Consider the following 16383-nt stretch of genomic DNA (forward strand, 5'->3'; position numbering starts at 1 on the left):
CTTCACTTTTACCTTTACACACACAAGGCATTGTAATGAAAAAAGTATTGAGTCTGACCACAGTGATGGCCGGCGCGATGATGGTATTTAATGCTGCCGCAGCGGATGCACCTAAAGAACTGAACCTGGGCATTCTCGGCGGACAGAACGCCACCCAGCAAATCGGCGACAACCAGTGCGTGAAGCAGTTCCTGGACAAGGAACTGAACGTGGACACCAAGCTGCGCAACTCGTCTGACTATTCTGGCGTGATCCAGGGCCTGCTGGGCGGCAAAATCGATCTGGTGTTGAGCATGTCGCCATCGTCGTTTGCCTCGGTCTATATCAAGGATCCGAAAGCGGTAGATATCGTTGGCATCGCGATTGACGACGTTGACCAATCTCGCGGTTATCACTCCGTGGTGGTGGTCAAAGCCGGCAGCCCGTATAAAAAGCTGGAAGATCTGAAGGGCAAGGCCATCGGCTTCGCCGATCCGGATTCTACTTCCGGCTTCCTGATCCCGAACCAGGAATTCAAGAAACTGTTCGGCGGCACGGTAGACAACAAATACAACAACGCCTTTTCCAGCGTGACCTTCTCCGGTGGCCATGAGCAGGACATCCTTGGTGTGCTGAACGGTCAGTTCGAAGGCGCGGTGACCTGGGCGTCGATGATCGGCGACTACAACACCGGCTATACCAGCGGCGCGTTCAACCGCATGATCCGCATGGACCATCCTGATCTGATGAAACAGCTGCGCATTATCTGGCAGTCGCCGCTGATCCCGAATGGCCCAATCCTGGTGAGCAACTCGCTGCCGGCTGATTTCAAAGCCAAGGTCGTGACGGCCATCAAGAAGCTGGATAAGGACGATCACCAGTGCTTCATCAAGGCCATGGGCGGTAAACAGCACATCGGTGACACCACTCTGGCGGAATACCAGAACATCATCGATATGAAACGTGAGCTGACCAAAGGCGACCGTTAATGCTGACGGGGCTCGGCCTGGCCGAGCCCCGCTGAATTCCTCTCGTCGGAAACCTATTTTGAATACAGATTTTGCGCACTACTACCAACAGATCCGCAGCAAGCAAAAGCGCGAGACGCTGTTTTGGTCGCTCGGTCTGGTGGCGCTCTACCTGGGCGCCGGCAACATCGCCGAGTTTAACCTGCACACCGTGTGGGTCTCCATTCCTCACTTCTTTGATTATCTGGCGGAAACCATCCCCACCCTGCATTGGAATCTGCTGTTCGCCGATGGCCGAACCGAAGGCTCTTTGGCCTACTGGGGTTATCGGTTGAATATCCAACTGCCGTTGATTTGGGAAACGCTGCAGCTGGCGCTGGCGGCGACCATTCTTTCGGTGCTGGTGGCGGGGGCGCTGGCATTCCTGGCGGCCAACAATACCCACAGCCCGGCGTCGTTGCGGTTGGCAATCCGGACGCTGGTGGCGTTTTTGCGCACCATGCCGGAGCTGGCTTGGGCGGTCATGTTCGTGATGGCGTTTGGCATCGGTGCCATTCCGGGCTTTTTAGCCCTGGCGCTGCACACCATCGGCAGCCTGACCAAGCTGTTCTATGAATCGATCGAAACCTCGTCCAACAAGCCGGTACGTGGGTTGGCGGCCTGTGGCGCAACGCCGCTGCAGCGCATGCGGTTTGGCCTGTGGCCTCAGGTAAAACCGGTCTTCTTGTCGTACAGCTTTATGCGCCTGGAAATCAACTTCCGTCAGTCGACCATTTTGGGGCTGGTGGGGGCGGGCGGTATCGGCCAGGAGCTGATGACCAATATCAAACTCGATCGCTATGACCAGGTCAGCATGACGCTGCTGCTGATTATTCTGGTGGTTTCGCTGCTGGATTATGCCTCAGGCGAACTGCGTAAACGGGTCGTGGAGGGGAAAAAATGATCACGGGACCAACGCTCACGGCGGAAGGGATGCAGGCGCTCAAGCAGCAGCATCCGGAGATATTCTCGCAGCAGCGCCGCTACCTGCGCACCGTCGGCATTATCGCGGTAGCGATCGCGCTGTATTACCTGTTCTTCTTCCAGTTTTTCGGCATCTCCTGGCCGCAGTTCGTTAACGGGTGCCATCAGCTTGGCCGCTATTTTATGCGCATGTTCGTCTGGCATGATTTCGTCAACTGGCCGTTCATGTACTATTTCCAGCAGATTTTCATCACCATCGGCATCGTGTTTGCCGGAACCATTACCGCTTCGTTGATCGCCTTGCCGCTGTCGTTTTTCGCTGCGCGCAACGTGATGTCAACGCCGCTGTTGCGGCCCATATCGGTGGTGGTACGGCGGTTTTTAGATATTTTTCGCGGCATCGATATGGCGATCTGGGGGCTTATTTTTGTCCGCGCGGTTGGCATGGGGCCGCTGGCCGGGGTGCTGGCGATCGTGATGCAGGACGTTGGGCTGCTGGGCAAACTGTATGCGGAAGGGCACGAGGCGGTCGATAAATCCCCGAGCCGTGGCCTGACGGCCGTGGGGGCCAACGGTCTGCAAAAGCACCGCTACGGCATCTTCACCCAGTCCTTCCCGACCTTTCTGGCGTTAAGCCTCTACCAGATTGAATCCAACACCCGCTCGGCGGCGGTGCTGGGCTTTGTGGGGGCCGGCGGCATAGGGTTGGTGTATGCGGAAAACATGCGGCTGTGGAATTGGGACGTCGTGATGTTTATCACGCTGATTCTGGTGGTCGTGGTGATGATCATGGATAAGGTGTCGTCGATTCTGCGCAATAAATACATTATCGGCGAAGACATTCCGTTGTATCAGCAGAAAAGCCAAATCGATTAATAACCGACGCTGTTCCACAGGCGGTTGGGCATATTCGGCTTCTGATGCTGCGTTATCCCCTGACAGGATTAACGCAGCATATAAATAGCCAGGTAATTATGATTAAGGCGCAATATCACCGTTGCGCCTTGTTATTTTTATGGGATTTATCCCCCCCCCTCGATGTTTGATGTGTTGTGTGGTACTTCAGTAATCGCTATCAGTTAGTGCATAAGCGCATTCTTAATTATTTTATCCAGGTCTGTTAGAGGACAAAATAACCTTGAGGAATGCAGGATGCCAACTATCACTAAATCAAAATCACTTTATACTTTGACGCGACCCGTTTGGTTAGATGCGGCGGGCATGAGCAAAGGGATCGACCACGATCGTCAACATCTGGGGATTATTCTCGCCGCCGGTCAAGTGGTGCGAGTTCGCCAGACCAATGCGGCCTTTAGCGGCAAGCTGAAGCTGCGCTTGCTGAATGACGACAGCAAAACCGAGGCCGAATTCACCATCGGCAGCAGTTGGGTTGAGGCCAGCGTGAAGGCCGTATCCGTGCCGTTTATCGACACGCCTTATGTGGCTGGGGCGCCCGTCGTGGAGGTTGAGTACCCGGACACGTCGAAAATTTTGCCGGTCTACCGTAAAGGCGAAAACGAAACGGCGTTCTTCGCCCGCTGGGATAATCAGGATGCTGAATTTGCGTTTGTCGAGTCCAACTACGCAGCGCTGCTGGTGCCAAAAATCAGCAAAAAAGAGCTGAAGGCGCTGGGCGAAGCTAAAAATATCGACGGTCTGATCGCCTATTACGATCGCATTTTCACTTTCTATAATGCGCTGGCGGGGGTGTCATTCGAGGCCGAGCATGATTCTGATCTCAATATAAAAAACCGCTATTTTATTAAAGCCGACAAAAATGGCGCCGGAGCGGCTTATTACGGTGGCCGTTGGACAGCGGAAAGCAGTAATTCTGTCAGCAGTTTCTGGCTGACCCCGAAAGACAATAACTGGGGAAGCCTGCATGAAATTGCCCATGGGTATCAGGGTCATTTTATGGGCGATAAAAACTTCGCTACCGGTGAGATGTGGAACAATATCTATGCTGCCTGTTATCAGGATGTGATGCTGGGGGCGCGCAAATATCAGGAAGGCTGGTTGTATGCGCATGGCGATATGGCCGGCGTGGAGAAGGTCATTGTCGATTTTATCGCCAAAGCTACTCCGCTTAACCAATGGGACCTGCGTTCCAAACTCTATTTTGCCGTTCTGATGGTGGATAAGGCGGGCAAAAATGCCTTCACCCACTTCAACCAGCAATACCGTAAAAGTTGCAATACCCCGGGCTTTGTTCCTTCCGAACATGCGCTGCTGGATATGCTGAGCGAAAGCTTTGCGGTCTCCGGCGGGCAAGTTGACGTTACGCCATTTATCCAACTGGTTGGCGGCTACGTCACGCCAGACCAGCAGAAGCGTAATGCCTTTAGCCATGCGAAAGCGGTTTATCCTCTCTATCAATTGGTTGCGGCGCAGGATCTTGAAACGGTGAAAACACAGTTGAAGCTGGACTCTACCCTGCGTCTGGTGGATTCAGCCCAGTTGAAGGCCACCGGCCTGAAAGGCAACGTTGCCCTGAGCTTTGACATTGACGATTTCGCCCAAATTTACGGCGAAGACCTGATCCTGCTGGAAGGGGCCCGTTACGTTCGCACAGTGCGGATTAGCAGCCCAACAATGGTGTTGAAAGATCTGCCGATTGGCGTTTATACCCTGCGGCTGCCTACCGGTAAAGACCGCAAGTATCAGTTGGCCCAGGGGTACCTGGTGCTGAAACAGGGTGATAACGCGCTGAAGCTCGGCTTCGTTAAAAAAGCCGCGTCGCCGATCGTCTCGCAGGAAATTAACCTGTTGGGGCTGAGCGATGCCGTTTTCGCCACGGTTGTGGCCGATCATGGCAGGGGCAAAGTGGTGATTGACGTTACCAGCAAGGAGCCGCACTCTTATTTCCCCGGTGAGACCTATGCCAAAATCACCCTGCGCAATGCACAAAATGCGGTGCTCTTCAGCAAGGATATCCAGGGTACCGCCGCAAGCCTGAGCCATGACGAGTTGCCTCTTGCCGTTGGCGACAAAATTGAAATTTATCATGTGGAACCGGGACGCGTACGGGTGACCCCGGCCTCTCCAGATATCATTGATGTAAAGAATAAAACCAATCTGTTGTCGATCACCCGGGCCGGGTTGAAAAACGAAGCGCTGTCAGGCAGTCCTGAGGCGGCTCTGTTGGTGCGGCTTGAGGAAGCCGTTCAGCGTTTGCGCGGCTACCGTCAGGCGTATTTAGCGCCGTTCAGTGAGTTTAAAGACGATATCTATCTGGCGATCAATACCTTCGACAGTCCGCAGCGCGAGCAGTTATGGGCAAGCTATCAGGACTGTATTCCGGCTCACAATAGCCGGCCGGGAGACCACCTGGGCAATGCCTTTACCCTTGCCGGCAAAGGCATTGGCGATCGTCAGTTCCTGACCGGTACGGTCGATTTGGTGAAGAAAACTTGCACCCTGTCGATTGAGGCGGGGATTGCACATCATTACTTCACGGATGTTTACGCGGCCGTTAGCTACACGGATGCGGAAGGAAACGTACTGTATAGCGATGAGGTAGTGGGTAACCAGGAGCAACGGGCTCGTTCGGTGGTGTTGCCCATTTCAGGCTACGGCGGCGAGGTGATTCAACTGCGGCATGAGGAACCGGATAACCGTCTGATTATCACCAACGAGATGCAGCATGTCCGTCTGGCTGAAAAGGGCAAGCAGCAGAGCTATTGCCTCACGTCGGTGGGGTTGGAGCGGATGACTGAATAACCTGTAGCAAGCTGGTTAATGGCGCCGGGTTGATTGCCCGGCGCCATTTTAGTTTAAGAGCCCAAAGGCCAAATCGATTGAGAAACCCCGCACTGATCCTTATACTGCCGCACATATTCAAGGCGTGCGGCACTCATTTCATTTAACAACGCGAGCACGCCTTCCGGTTTACAAGCTAAAGGCAATTCTATGATCAACAATGACGTGCTGCGCAGCGTGCGCTACATGCTGGGTATTAACGACGCGAAAATGGTCGAGATTATCAAACTGGATAATTTTGACGTTGCGGTCTCGGCGATGGGCACTTACGTCATCAAAGAAGGTGAGCCAGGTTTCGAGAAGTGCCCGGACGAAGTGATGGCTCACTTCCTGAACGGTCTGGTGTTTTTCAAGCGCGGCAAGGACGACAAGTTCCCGGCGCCGGAAGTGGAACTGCCGATCACTAACAACCTGGTGTTGAAAAAGCTGCGCGTAGCGTTCGAGTTGAAAGATACCGACATGCATCAGATTTTCACCGCTGTTGATTTCCGCATTTCCAAGCCGGAGCTGAGTGCGCTGTTCCGCAAAGAAGGCACCAAAAACTTCCGTCCGTGCGGCGATCAGATGCTGCGTTATTTCCTCAAAGGGTTGGCGCAACGCCTGCGTGGCGCATAAATTACGCCACCATTGATGAAACCCGCTTCTCAACGCCAACATCTTGTTGGCGTTGTTATTTCTGCGATCTAAACCAATATCAAGCCTGGCTTTTATTCAGCCCTTAAAAACGACTCCAATTCTCAGCGTCATCATCGGCAACCGCTGGTCCTTTCGGTGCGGTAATCACCTGCGGCCGGACATTAATCGCGGCGGGCGCGGACGTGGAGAGTTTGAAAACGGCGACGGTTTGGTTCAGGTGATTGGCCTGATCTTCCAGCGCACTGGCGGCAGAGGCCGATTGTTCAACCAGCGCGGCGTTCTGCTGAGTCACCTTATCCATTTCGTTAACCGCTTGCGCAATCTGAGCGATGCCACGGCTTTGCTCTTCTGAAGCGCTTGAGATCTCCTGCATGGTTTCCGTCACCTGACCGATGGCGGTAACAATCTCCGTCATGGCGCCGTTAACGTTCTCCACCAGATCGTTGCCCTGACTGACGCGCAGCACCGACGTATCAATCAGCGTTTTAATCTCTTTGGCAGCCTGAGCGCTGCGCTGTGCAAGGTTGCGAACCTCACCGGCGACCACGGCAAAGCCACGGCCTTGTTCACCCGCACGCGCGGCTTCCACCGCCGCATTCAAGGCCAAAATATTGGTCTGGAAGGCGATGCCGTCGATGACGCTGGTGATATCACCAATTTTACGTGAGCTGTCGGCGATATCGCTCATGGTGACGACCATTTTACGCGTAATCTCACCGCCGTTGATGGCACTTTGCGAAGCGCTTTTCACTAACGAGGTAGCTGCACCGGCGCTCTCTGCGTTGTTTTTCACCGTAGCCGACAGTTGCTCCATGCTGGCCGCCGTTTCTTCCAGTGAGCTTGCCTGTTCTTCCGTGCGGCTTGAAAGGTCGTTGTTGCCCGCGGCAATTTCCTGCACGCCGGTATAAATATTTTGCGTGCCTGCACGGACGGCGCTGACGGTATTAGCCAGCTCATCGCGCATATTGCAAAGACCTTGCATCAGCTTGCCAATTTCATTATTCCCATTGGCATTAATTTCAATCGATAAATTTCCGTGTGCTATTTCTGCTTGATGGTCGATAATCTGATTTATTTTGTTTATCACATGTTTTCTGATCCAGACCAATACCGCGCCAGTCAGCAAGATAAAGATAAAAATAAACGTCAGCGATAAAGGCACCATTTGGCGATAGCTGGCCTGGGCCGCAGCGGCCGCAGGCGTAATAATATCGTTGGCAACGTAGGCAGACGTATCGTCGAGCGCAGACATGAAATGCGTTGCTGAGCTATTGTGCATAATTGACTGGAAACGGGGGATATCGCCATCTTCCAGGCTGACAATCAATTTAAGCAGATCGCCACGCGCTTTTTCATACAGAGTTTTGACGTTGTTGGTACGCGCTTGCTCATCCTGGTCAGCAAGCGACAGTTGATAAAATTTCTCCATCAGCTTATCAACGTCCACCAGGCGTTGGCGAAGTTCGCCAAGGGATTTTTTCGCCTCGTTGCTTTGTGGCTGCGTGCTGAGCATCAGAGCATCTTTAAGCACTTCTTCACGGATCTCGGTAACGGAAGCGTAGGCATTATCCATTGCCATGATTTGATTAAAGCCGGAGGAGATTTGTGTAAGGCGGGTATTGGTACCTGAAGCGTCCAGAATGCTCCACGCGCCGGAGAATATCTGAATAATACAGAATAGGGTTAAAATCCCCATTAGCCCGTGGGAGATTTTTAATCGTTCAAACATAGTACAACCTGAGATTTCAGTGAGGTGCCAGTGCGGCAAATAACACGCTTTTGCCGCGAGAAGTGCTGTTTGTTTTCGGCAGATTACGGTAAAACTTTAGTGATTAATTGGGTGCGGTTTCTAAGGGATATATTATCTTTGTTTTTAACTTTTCGTTTTTAGTTGAAACATACAGATAACATGATCTGGCCTGAGACCTATTATCCAAAGCCCTGCTGTAAAGTAATAGTGATACCTCGATGGAAAATAGCTTAAGATTTTGTAACGGAGAGTATTTATTTTTCCTGGTAATTATTAATCATGTTTCTATTTTAATGGCGGTGCAGCCAAACCCAAACAGGGCTCAGACTGTTGAAAAGCGCCCGAAAAGGCTAAACCGGTAGGGGTCGAACATGTTCGACCCGATCTAATTCATTGATTATGCTATTGGGCGCAGCATGCAGCGCCCCTACCATTAAACAACAGAGCACTTTGTCAACGGCCTCAGCCCGTAGGGCGGATTGGCGAATCGCCGAGCAATTGCTGCGCCAGCGATTCTGCGTGTTGCGCCACCTGCGGCAATCCCATCAGTTCACCGAAGCGTCCGCGGGCGGCGGGGCCTGCCACGTAGAGACCATCGTTACTTTTCCCCTGGCGATTAATCGTTCGCGAGTGAGCATCAACCCAAATTCCCAGCGCCAGCGGATCGGGCTGGATAGCACCTTCCGCTGCGAGCTGCTTCAACAGCGCATCACTCTTGAGCAACGCACCGTGCGCTGGGCCGGTAGTGACGATCAGTTTATCCACCCGCAGGGTTTCCGTGGCGGCTTGACCACGGGCCTTCAGCGTCAGAATGATCGTTTCTTTGTCTGTCGCAACCTGCTTAAGGCTTGCGGCCAGGACCTTAAGACGCCCCTTCTGCTGTAATAGGGACAACACCTCGCTGACCTGCGGTGCGATGCGGTAACGGTGCACGTCCCACCATGGGCGCAGATGGCGGAGAAAGCGTTGCTGTTCTTTCAGCGAAAGCCGTTGCCAAATCTGCTGTCCGTTCAGCCGGATGTCATCCAGCACCCCTTGCCAGGGCAGGCCTTCCAGGGCAGCCTGCGCCACCTCCTGTCGAACCCGCCGCAGCCAGGCACGGGCGCTGTCCGCCTGTGGACGCAGATAGTCAAGCGGGCGGGGCGGAGACTCACCGGTCAGATTTTGCCGGGGAAGCTGACCGCGGCGCGAGAATGCCAGGATCGGCCCACGATGCCCCTGACGGTAAAGCGAGGCCACCACGTCGGACATGGTTAACCCGGAACCGATGATAGCCACCCGCGCACTCTTCTCCACCCCGATCAAGGCATCTGTCCGCCATGGGTTGGCGATCAGGCCAGGATGGTCTTGCAGCACCTGCTGTAGTTGTCTTGGTACGCCAGGGGGAGGGTGGCTGATGGCCAGCACCACCTGATCCGCGTGATATTTATCCCCGGAGGCCGTCAGCACCTCTGCATTTTTCAGCGCCACGGCATAATCCTGAACATGAATGACCTGTACCGGCGATGTTTCCAGCGCGGCGGTCAGCTTATCGAGGATATAGGCGGCGAACCGTCCCCGTTGCGGATAAAGGCTGCCATCCGTCCAGAGCGCTTTGTCATCCTGTTTGAGGCCTCCCTTCGCCCTCAGCCAGCGGTCGAAATCGCCTTCTTCTGCGGCGGAAAGCTGCATACGGGCGGCAGGGACGTTAATGCGATGCGCCGGGTCGACCGTGCTATAAGCCACGCCCTGAGCCAACTGGGCACGAGGCTCGATAACGATCACCTTCAGGCCGGCGCTGCCCAACCGCACCAGATGAATAGCCAGCGCGGTACCGCTAAAGCCACCGCCAATGATGACAATCTGCCGATCAGCCATGACTTAACACCGGTTGCTGCTGGCGTTCCAGCTCGCGAACCCGCGGGATCACTTCGCGACCAAAGAACTCCACCTCTTCCTGAAAATGCAGGAAGCCCAGCAGCATCAGGTCCACGCCGGCTTGCTTGAGTTCGATGATCCGCTCCGCTATCTGCTGCGGGGTGCCAATCAGGTTTGTTTTGAAGCCATCGTTATATTGCACCAAATCCTCCAGCGTCGATTTCGCCCAGTTACCTTCCCCTTCAGGGGAGGCGCTACCGGCATTTTTCACCTCAGACTGGAACCCTTTCACCGCATCCGGATTCGCATGATCCAGAATATCACGCAGTACGCTTTGCGCTTCCTGCTCCGTTTGGCGGGCAATGACGAAGCCATTGACGCCGATCCTGACCCTGTGTTGGTTTTCGGCGGCTTTTAGCTGGATATCTTCAACCTGCTGACGGATACCTTCCGGGGTGTTGCCGTTGGTGAAATACCAATCGGACACGCGCGCGGCCATATCCCGCGCGGCTCTTGAACTGCCGCCCTGGAAAATCTCCGGTTGCGGATCCAGCGGTTTCGGTTTCAGCGAATAGTCGCGGAAGCGATAAAAATCACCGGCAAAAGTGAAACTGTCCTGCTGCCAGATGCCCTGCAGGCAGCGAATAAACTCTTCCGAACGCAGGTAGCGCTCCTCGTGATCGAGCCAGGGTTCGCCGATGGCCTTGAATTCGCCCCGGAACCAGCCGCTGACGATATTGACCGCAATACGCGCGTTGGACAGATGGCTGATGGTGGCAATCTGTTTGGCGGCGAGCGTTGGGTTCCATGGGCCCGGTAACAGGGCGGCGATGACCTTGAGCTTCTCCGTCGCTCCCAGCAGGTCCTGTGAAAATGTCACCGACTCATGTTGATTATCCGCGCCATAGCCGGCGGTAAAGCGGATCTGCGTCAGGGCGTAGTCAAACCCGGCGCGCTCGGCAATTTGCGCCAGCTTGCGGTTATAGTTTGCATCCCAGCTGGTACGCTGAGGGATTTGGCTGATCACCAGACCACCCGACACGTTAGGGACCCAGTAGGCGAACTTGATCGGTTCATTGCTCATGGTTTTCTCCTCAGTTTCACTTTTTCACCGGACGACGATCGCCACCGATGGTTTCTCCAAATGGCCCGGTGTTCACCGTGCGCTGACGTTTTTCGACGTTGCCCGCCAGCGGCAACAGCGGCATCACCAGTTCGGCAAACCGGTGAGCCTCTTCCAGATGCGGATAACCCGAGAAAATAAAATTAGTGATCCCCAATGCCTGATATTCACGGATGCGGTCGGCAACCTGTTGTGGATTGCCGACCAGCGCGGTACCTGCGCCGCCGCGCACCAGTCCCACGCCTGCCCATAAGTTGGGGGCGATGCGCAAGCTGTCCTTCGAGCCGCCGTGCAGTGCGCTCATGCGGGCCTGCCCGGTCGAGTCCATACGCGAGAAAATTTTCTGTGCGGCGGCGATGGTGTCATCATCCAAATGGGCAATCAGTTTGTCGGCGGCAGCCCAGGCTTCCTCTTCCGTTTCCCGAACAATGACGTGCAGGCGAATGCCGTAGTCCAGCGTGCGTCCTCGCTCCTGTGCGCGCTGACGCACCACGGCAATTTTCTCCGCCACCTGCTCAACCGGTTCGCCCCAGGTGAGATAGGTGTCGATCTGGCTCGCCGCCACCTCCAGCGCTTCCTCTGACGAGCCGCCAAAAAATAGCGGCGGCCCGTTTTCCTGCACCGGCGGAAACAGCACTTCAGCGCCTTCCACCCGCAAGTATTCGCCCTGAAAATCGACCTTTTCGCCTTTCAGCAGGCGGGAATAGACCTCCAGAAATTCGCGCGTGACCCGATAGCGCTCGGCGTGACTGAGGAAGATCCCATCGCCTTTGTTCTCGACGGGATCGCCACCGGTAACCACGTTGATTAACAGGCGGCCCTCCGAAAGGCGATCCAGCGTGGCGGCCATCCGCGCGGCAAGGCTCGGGGGCTGCAATCCAGGGCGCACGGCGACCAGATAGCGAAGACGCTTGGTGAGAGGGGCGAGTGCGGCAGCAACCAGCCAGGAGTCCTCGCAGCTTTTGCCGGTTGGGATCAGCACGCCGTAATAGCCAAGGTTGTCCGCCGCCAGCGCAACCTGTTGCAAATAAGGCAGATCTACCGCTCTTCCGCCCTCGGTCGTGCCCAGATAACGGCCGTCGCCGTGGGTCGGTAAGAACCAGAATACGTTGATGTTGTGCGCCTGCTGTTCGCTCATTATCCATTTCCTATATAACGATATCTTAATTTATTTAATGGAATTTCCACGCTTGGTTATAAACAACCAAGCAGAAAGCATGCCAAAATGATGAGGTTTTTTTATTTTTATTTATTAATGAGTTAGCGATTTTTGCCGTGGGCGGTTTTGCTGCAAATGCAGCAGTGACTGATGGCAGGCTGTTGCATTTGCAGCAAGGCGGTGGTTGAGCCTCTCGTCTTGTCCGCCCCCTGTCGGTATTGTTTCTGTACTGCTCCCTTAAAGGTATCGACGATGCAAAGCTCCGGCCCCCGGTTAATTGATCCCGCTTCTCTTGCCTTCCAGAACGTTCTGGATCGGCTGGCCCCGACGGACGCCACCGTGCTTATCGTGGGCGAAACCGGCACGGGTAAGGAGGTGGTGGCTCGTTATCTGCACCATCACAGCCTAAGGCGCGATCGTCCCTTTCTGGCGGTGAACTGTGGGGCGCTGACGGAGAGCCTTGCCGAATCGGAACTGTTTGGACATGAGAAAGGTGCCTTCACCGGGGCGGTGGATCGCCACCAGGGGTGGTTCGAGGCGGCAGAAGGGGGCACCTTGCTGCTGGATGAAATCGGTGAGTTAAGCCTGCCGCTACAGGTAAAGCTGCTGCGCGTATTGCAAGAACGGGAAGTGACCCGGGTGGGTTCCCACCGGCCGGTAAAAGTGAACGTCCGCGTCGTGGCCGCCACCCATGTTGACCTGGCTAATGCCATCCACGAACGTCGCTTTCGTGAAGATCTTTACTACCGGCTTAACGTGGCCGCCGTGACTCTGCCTCCTTTGCGCCAGCGGCGGCAGGATATTCCACTGTTGGCTGAGCATTTCCTGACGCTGTACGCGCGGCGGTTGGGGCGCCCTCAGCTGCGTCTCAGCGCAGAGGCGCTGGCCACGCTGATGGATTACCCGTGGCCGGGCAATATCCGCGAGCTGGAAAACACCCTGCATAATGCGGTGCTGCTCAGCAAAGCGCCGCTGATTACGCCGCAGCAGTTGAGGCTAAGCGCTGGAATGGCCGGCTTGCCGCCTGCGGGGGATGATTCGCTGGACAGTTTCCTGCGCCAGCAGTTGGCGGGTAACGATGGCCCGCTCTACCAGCGGGTGATCGACTCGCTGGTGCGCAATGCTTTTGAACTGAGCCAGGGTAATCAGTTGCAGGCCGCGGCGCTGTTGGGGATCAGCCGCAATACGCTGCGTACCCATCTGGGGCATCTTGGCTTAATCAAAGCCAGGAGAAGTGCCGGCGGCACGGCGTTAAAATCTGAGCGGGAGACCGGCGGTCGCGAACGCGAACTGCGTATTGGTTACCAGAAGTTTGGCAACCTGGGAATACTCAAGGCCCGTCAGTCGCTGGAGGCGCGCCTGGCCGACGGTGGGGTGAGCGTGTTGTGGAGCGAGTTTCCTGCCGGTCCTCAGTTGCTGCATGCCCTGACTAACCGAGAGATCGATTTTGGCACCACCGGCGAGGTGCCTCCTTTATTTGCTCAGGCCGGCAACAGTCCATTGCTGTACGTTGCCTGGGAACCGGCCGCACCGCAAAGCGTGGCATTGCTGGTCACCGACGACAGCCCGATCCGCACGCTTGGCGACCTGCGCGGAAAGCGGATTGCGGTCAATAAAGGATCCAATGTGCATTATCTGCTGTTGCAGATCCTTGATGAAGCCGGATTGACGCTGGAAGACGTACGGGTGGTGTATGCGCCGCCCAAATATCCGCTTACCCCCAGCGATCATCATGCGGTGGATGCCTGGATGATGTGGGATCCCTTGCTGAGCGATGCCGAACAAAGCGGGCAGTTCAGGGTCATCGCCAACGGCGTAGGGCGGGTCAGCAACCATCAGTTCTATCTTGCTCATCGCGATTTCGCCGGCCACTCTGCCGATTTACTGCACGGACTGATGGCGGCGTTGGAACAAACCGGGCGCTATATTGACGCCCATCGCGACGAAGCGGCAACGCTATTGTCGGCAGAACTGGGGCAAGGTATCCCCTCGCTCACCCACGCTCTGGCTCGTCGCAGCCATCAGACACGCCGCATGGATTTAAACATCATTCGACAGCAGCAGGCGATAGCCGATCGCTTTTACGCTTTGGGGCTGTTACCCCGAGCGATTAAAGTTCGCGAGGCGATATGGCAGTGACGGGTTAACCCCCGTCATCAAGCCTGTTCTCGACGCTAATTCATTCATCAAAGTGGGCTGCACCTTTTTTGCTCGCCGATTGTGCCGCGCTGGTGCAGGATGATGATTTTATTGCCATAAGTTTTAATTATAATTTATTGAAATCAGACGATTAAAAATTGGCACGTCGGTTGCTCTATTGAATCCCATCTTGTGTACTAGATGGAATTCAGCCGATGACCCAGCCTGATAATAAGCTACGCGGTTTCACCCTCAGCGAATGGCAACACCACTATCACACCCGCCCGGCCGACGAGCGCATTGCCTGCGTGCGCGCTACCCTGACCGCATTGACCGCCGACCTGCCGGCGGATGACAACGCCTGGCTGTATCTTGCCAGCGCCACACAGCGTGAAGTGCAGTACCAGAGATTGGCGCAGCGGCTTGAAGCGGTCGCCGGGGATATCAGCCAGCTCCCGCTGTTTGGCGTACCCTTTGCGGTAAAAGACAACATCGACGTCGGCGGCTGGCCGACCAGCGCGGCCTGCCCGGAGTTCGCTTATCTGGCGGCGTCTGACGCCACCGTGGTCGCCAATTTGTGCGCTGCCGGTGCCATCGTGATCGGTAAAACCAATCTCGATCAGTTCGCGACCGGGCTGGTGGGCACCCGTTCGCCACACGGCGCGGTGGTCAACAGTTTCGATAGCCGCTACGTCAGCGGCGGTTCCAGCTCCGGGTCGGCGTCGGTAGTGGCGCGCGGCCTGACGCCGTTTTCTCTGGGCACCGACACCGCAGGGTCGGGCCGCGTGCCGGCCGGATTCAACAATATTGTCGGCCTGAAACCGACCAAAGGCGGGCTGTCGAACCGTGGCGTGGTGCCCGCTTGCCGATTGAATGACACCGTATCGGTGTTTGCCCTCACGGTGGCGGACGCGGCGCTGGTGGCCGAATTGGCCGGCGGCTATGACCCAGCCGATGCCTATTCCCGCATTAACCCCCGCACCGCCCCGGCGGATTTACCTGCGTCACCGCGTTTCGCGGTGCCTGCGCAACTCGAATTTTTCGGCGATGTGCAGGCCGAGCGGGCATTTCAGCGGGCGCTGGCGCAGTTGAAAAGCGGCGGCGTGACGCTGGAAACCCTCGATTTTACGCCGTTTCGCGTGCTGGCGGAGCAGCTCTACTACGGCCCCTGGGTGGCGGAGCGCACCGTGGCGGTCGAAGCGATGCTGAGCGCCAACCCGCAGGCCATCAACCCGGTGGTGCGAGGCATCGTCAATAACGGCCTGAAGTACAGCGCCTGCGATGCTTACAAGGCGGAATATCTGCGTGCAGAACTGACGCGGCAGATTGAGCAGCGACTGGCTCCCTTTGATGCGCTGGTGGTGCCGACCTCGCCGACGATCCGCACCCTGGCGGAAATGGAGCAAGAGCCGGTGTTGTTTAACTCGCAGTTCGGCACCTACACCAATTTCACCAACCTGGCCGATCTGAGCGCACTGGCGCTGCCCGCGCCGATGCGTGAAGACGGATTGCCTGCCGGTATCACCCTGATTGCCCCCGCCTGGCACGATCGTGCGTTGGCGGCGTTCGGCCTGCGCTGGCAGCAGGCTCAGGATCTGCCGCTTGGCGCAACGGGTCGCCGGTTGCCTGCTTCTCAATGCTTGACGCCATCCAGCCAGCACGTACGGGTAGCCGTGGTCGGTGCGCACCTCAGCGATATGCCGCTGAATTTCCAGCTCGTGCAACGCGGGGCAACCCGCGTAGAGCAAACCACCACCGCGCCGTGCTATCGCCTGTACGCCCTCGCCAATAGCCAACCGCCAAAGCCGGGTTTGGTCAAAGCCGCTCAGGGGGCCGCCATCAACGTCGAGCTATGGGATATCCCGTTGGCGCATTTTGGCGAGTTCGTGGCCGAGATCCCGGCGCCGCTGGGCATGGGCACCTTGCTGCTGGCAGACGGGCGGCGGGTGAAAGGTTTTATCTGCGAACCCTGGGCGCTAGAGGGCGCGACGGACATCACTGAATTTGGCGGATGGCGCCACTATATCGCCAGCCAGAAGGGGGCCTGATC

At 56.1% G+C, this 16383-nt stretch carries 11 protein-coding genes; 7 read left to right on the forward strand and 4 right to left on the reverse strand.

The features are described from left to right. The first annotated feature begins 35 nt into the window (after positions 1-35). The 5 genes from phnD to LQ945_RS20460 all read left to right on the forward strand — a co-directional run bounded on the left by phnD (position 36) and on the right by LQ945_RS20460 (position 6284). Positions 36-968: a phosphonate ABC transporter substrate-binding protein gene (gene phnD / locus LQ945_RS20440; RefSeq protein WP_020825829.1), complete on the forward strand. Its 933-nt coding sequence runs from the start codon at positions 36-38 to the stop codon at positions 966-968. Positions 969-1026: 58 nt separating this feature from the next. After that, complete coding sequence (gene phnE / locus LQ945_RS20445) at positions 1027-1890, forward strand: phosphonate ABC transporter, permease protein PhnE (RefSeq protein WP_044549108.1); 864 nt, start codon at positions 1027-1029, stop codon at positions 1888-1890. Continuing rightward, positions 1887-2786 carry a phosphonate ABC transporter, permease protein PhnE gene (phnE, locus tag LQ945_RS20450; RefSeq protein WP_044549110.1) on the forward strand — a complete coding sequence of 300 codons (900 nt, stop codon included), beginning with the start codon at positions 1887-1889 and terminating at the stop codon, positions 2784-2786. Before phnE (LQ945_RS20445) ends, phnE (LQ945_RS20450) begins: the two co-directional genes overlap by 4 nt. Positions 2787-3062: 276 nt before the next feature. After that, positions 3063-5630, forward strand: coding sequence for a putative mucin/carbohydrate-binding domain-containing protein (locus LQ945_RS20455; RefSeq protein ID WP_270101591.1), 2568 nt, complete (start codon positions 3063-3065; stop codon positions 5628-5630). 189 nt (positions 5631-5819) lie between these two features. Then, positions 5820-6284 carry a DUF1456 family protein gene (locus LQ945_RS20460; protein WP_044549113.1) on the forward strand — a complete coding sequence of 155 codons (465 nt, stop codon included), beginning with the start codon at positions 5820-5822 and terminating at the stop codon, positions 6282-6284. Positions 6285-6387: 103 nt separating this feature from the next. Here LQ945_RS20460 and LQ945_RS20465 read toward each other — a convergent pair whose 3' ends face one another. From LQ945_RS20465 to ssuD, 4 genes are all read right to left on the reverse strand, one after another. Then, the gene (locus tag LQ945_RS20465; protein ID WP_270101592.1) at positions 6388-8034 is read right to left on the reverse strand and encodes a methyl-accepting chemotaxis protein; all 1647 of its coding nucleotides are present in this window, start codon (positions 8032-8034) and stop codon (positions 6388-6390) included. A gap of 483 nt (positions 8035-8517) precedes the next feature. Beyond that, positions 8518-9912 carry an FAD/NAD(P)-binding protein gene (locus tag LQ945_RS20470; RefSeq protein WP_270101593.1) on the reverse strand — a complete coding sequence of 465 codons (1395 nt, stop codon included), beginning with the start codon at positions 9910-9912 and terminating at the stop codon, positions 8518-8520. Beyond that, the gene (gene sfnG / locus LQ945_RS20475) at positions 9905-10996 is read right to left on the reverse strand and encodes a dimethylsulfone monooxygenase SfnG (RefSeq protein ID WP_044549117.1); all 1092 of its coding nucleotides are present in this window, start codon (positions 10994-10996) and stop codon (positions 9905-9907) included. Before sfnG ends, LQ945_RS20470 begins: the two co-directional genes overlap by 8 nt. A 16-nt stretch (positions 10997-11012) precedes the next feature. Next, complete coding sequence (ssuD, locus tag LQ945_RS20480; protein ID WP_044549119.1) at positions 11013-12173, reverse strand: FMNH2-dependent alkanesulfonate monooxygenase; 1161 nt, start codon at positions 12171-12173, stop codon at positions 11013-11015. Positions 12174-12446: 273 nt separating this feature from the next. Between ssuD and LQ945_RS20485 the strand changes: the two genes are divergently transcribed. Together LQ945_RS20485 and atzF are read left to right on the forward strand one after the other, a co-directional pair. Then, complete coding sequence (locus LQ945_RS20485; RefSeq protein ID WP_270101594.1) at positions 12447-14333, forward strand: sigma-54-dependent Fis family transcriptional regulator; 1887 nt, start codon at positions 12447-12449, stop codon at positions 14331-14333. Positions 14334-14548: 215 nt separating this feature from the next. Beyond that, a complete protein-coding gene (gene atzF / locus LQ945_RS20490) occupies positions 14549-16381 on the forward strand; it encodes an allophanate hydrolase (RefSeq protein WP_270101595.1) in 1833 nt (610 codons plus the stop codon). Positions 16382-16383: the final 2 nt, after the last annotated feature.

Source organism: Serratia liquefaciens, from assembly GCF_027594825.1.
Lineage (GTDB): Bacteria > Pseudomonadota > Gammaproteobacteria > Enterobacterales > Enterobacteriaceae > Serratia > Serratia liquefaciens_A.

Excerpts from the sequence above, each read along its gene's own strand:
- LQ945_RS20485 (WP_270101594.1), top strand. The coding sequence starts at position 12,447 with ATGCAAAGCTCCGGCCCCCGGTTAATTGATCCCGCTTCTCTTGCCTTC.
- LQ945_RS20455 (WP_270101591.1), top strand. The coding sequence starts at position 3,063 with ATGCCAACTATCACTAAATCAAAATCACTTTATACTTTGACGCGACCC.
- phnE (WP_044549110.1), top strand. The coding sequence starts at position 1,887 with ATGATCACGGGACCAACGCTCACGGCGGAAGGGATGCAGGCGCTCAAG.
- sfnG (WP_044549117.1), bottom strand. The coding sequence starts at position 10,996 with ATGAGCAATGAACCGATCAAGTTCGCCTACTGGGTCCCTAACGTGTCG.
- phnD (WP_020825829.1), top strand. The coding sequence starts at position 36 with ATGAAAAAAGTATTGAGTCTGACCACAGTGATGGCCGGCGCGATGATG.
- LQ945_RS20470 (WP_270101593.1), bottom strand. The coding sequence starts at position 9,912 with ATGGCTGATCGGCAGATTGTCATCATTGGCGGTGGCTTTAGCGGTACC.
- LQ945_RS20460 (WP_044549113.1), top strand. The coding sequence starts at position 5,820 with ATGATCAACAATGACGTGCTGCGCAGCGTGCGCTACATGCTGGGTATT.
- atzF (WP_270101595.1), top strand. The coding sequence starts at position 14,549 with ATGACCCAGCCTGATAATAAGCTACGCGGTTTCACCCTCAGCGAATGG.
- ssuD (WP_044549119.1), bottom strand. The coding sequence starts at position 12,173 with ATGAGCGAACAGCAGGCGCACAACATCAACGTATTCTGGTTCTTACCG.
- LQ945_RS20465 (WP_270101592.1), bottom strand. The coding sequence starts at position 8,034 with ATGTTTGAACGATTAAAAATCTCCCACGGGCTAATGGGGATTTTAACC.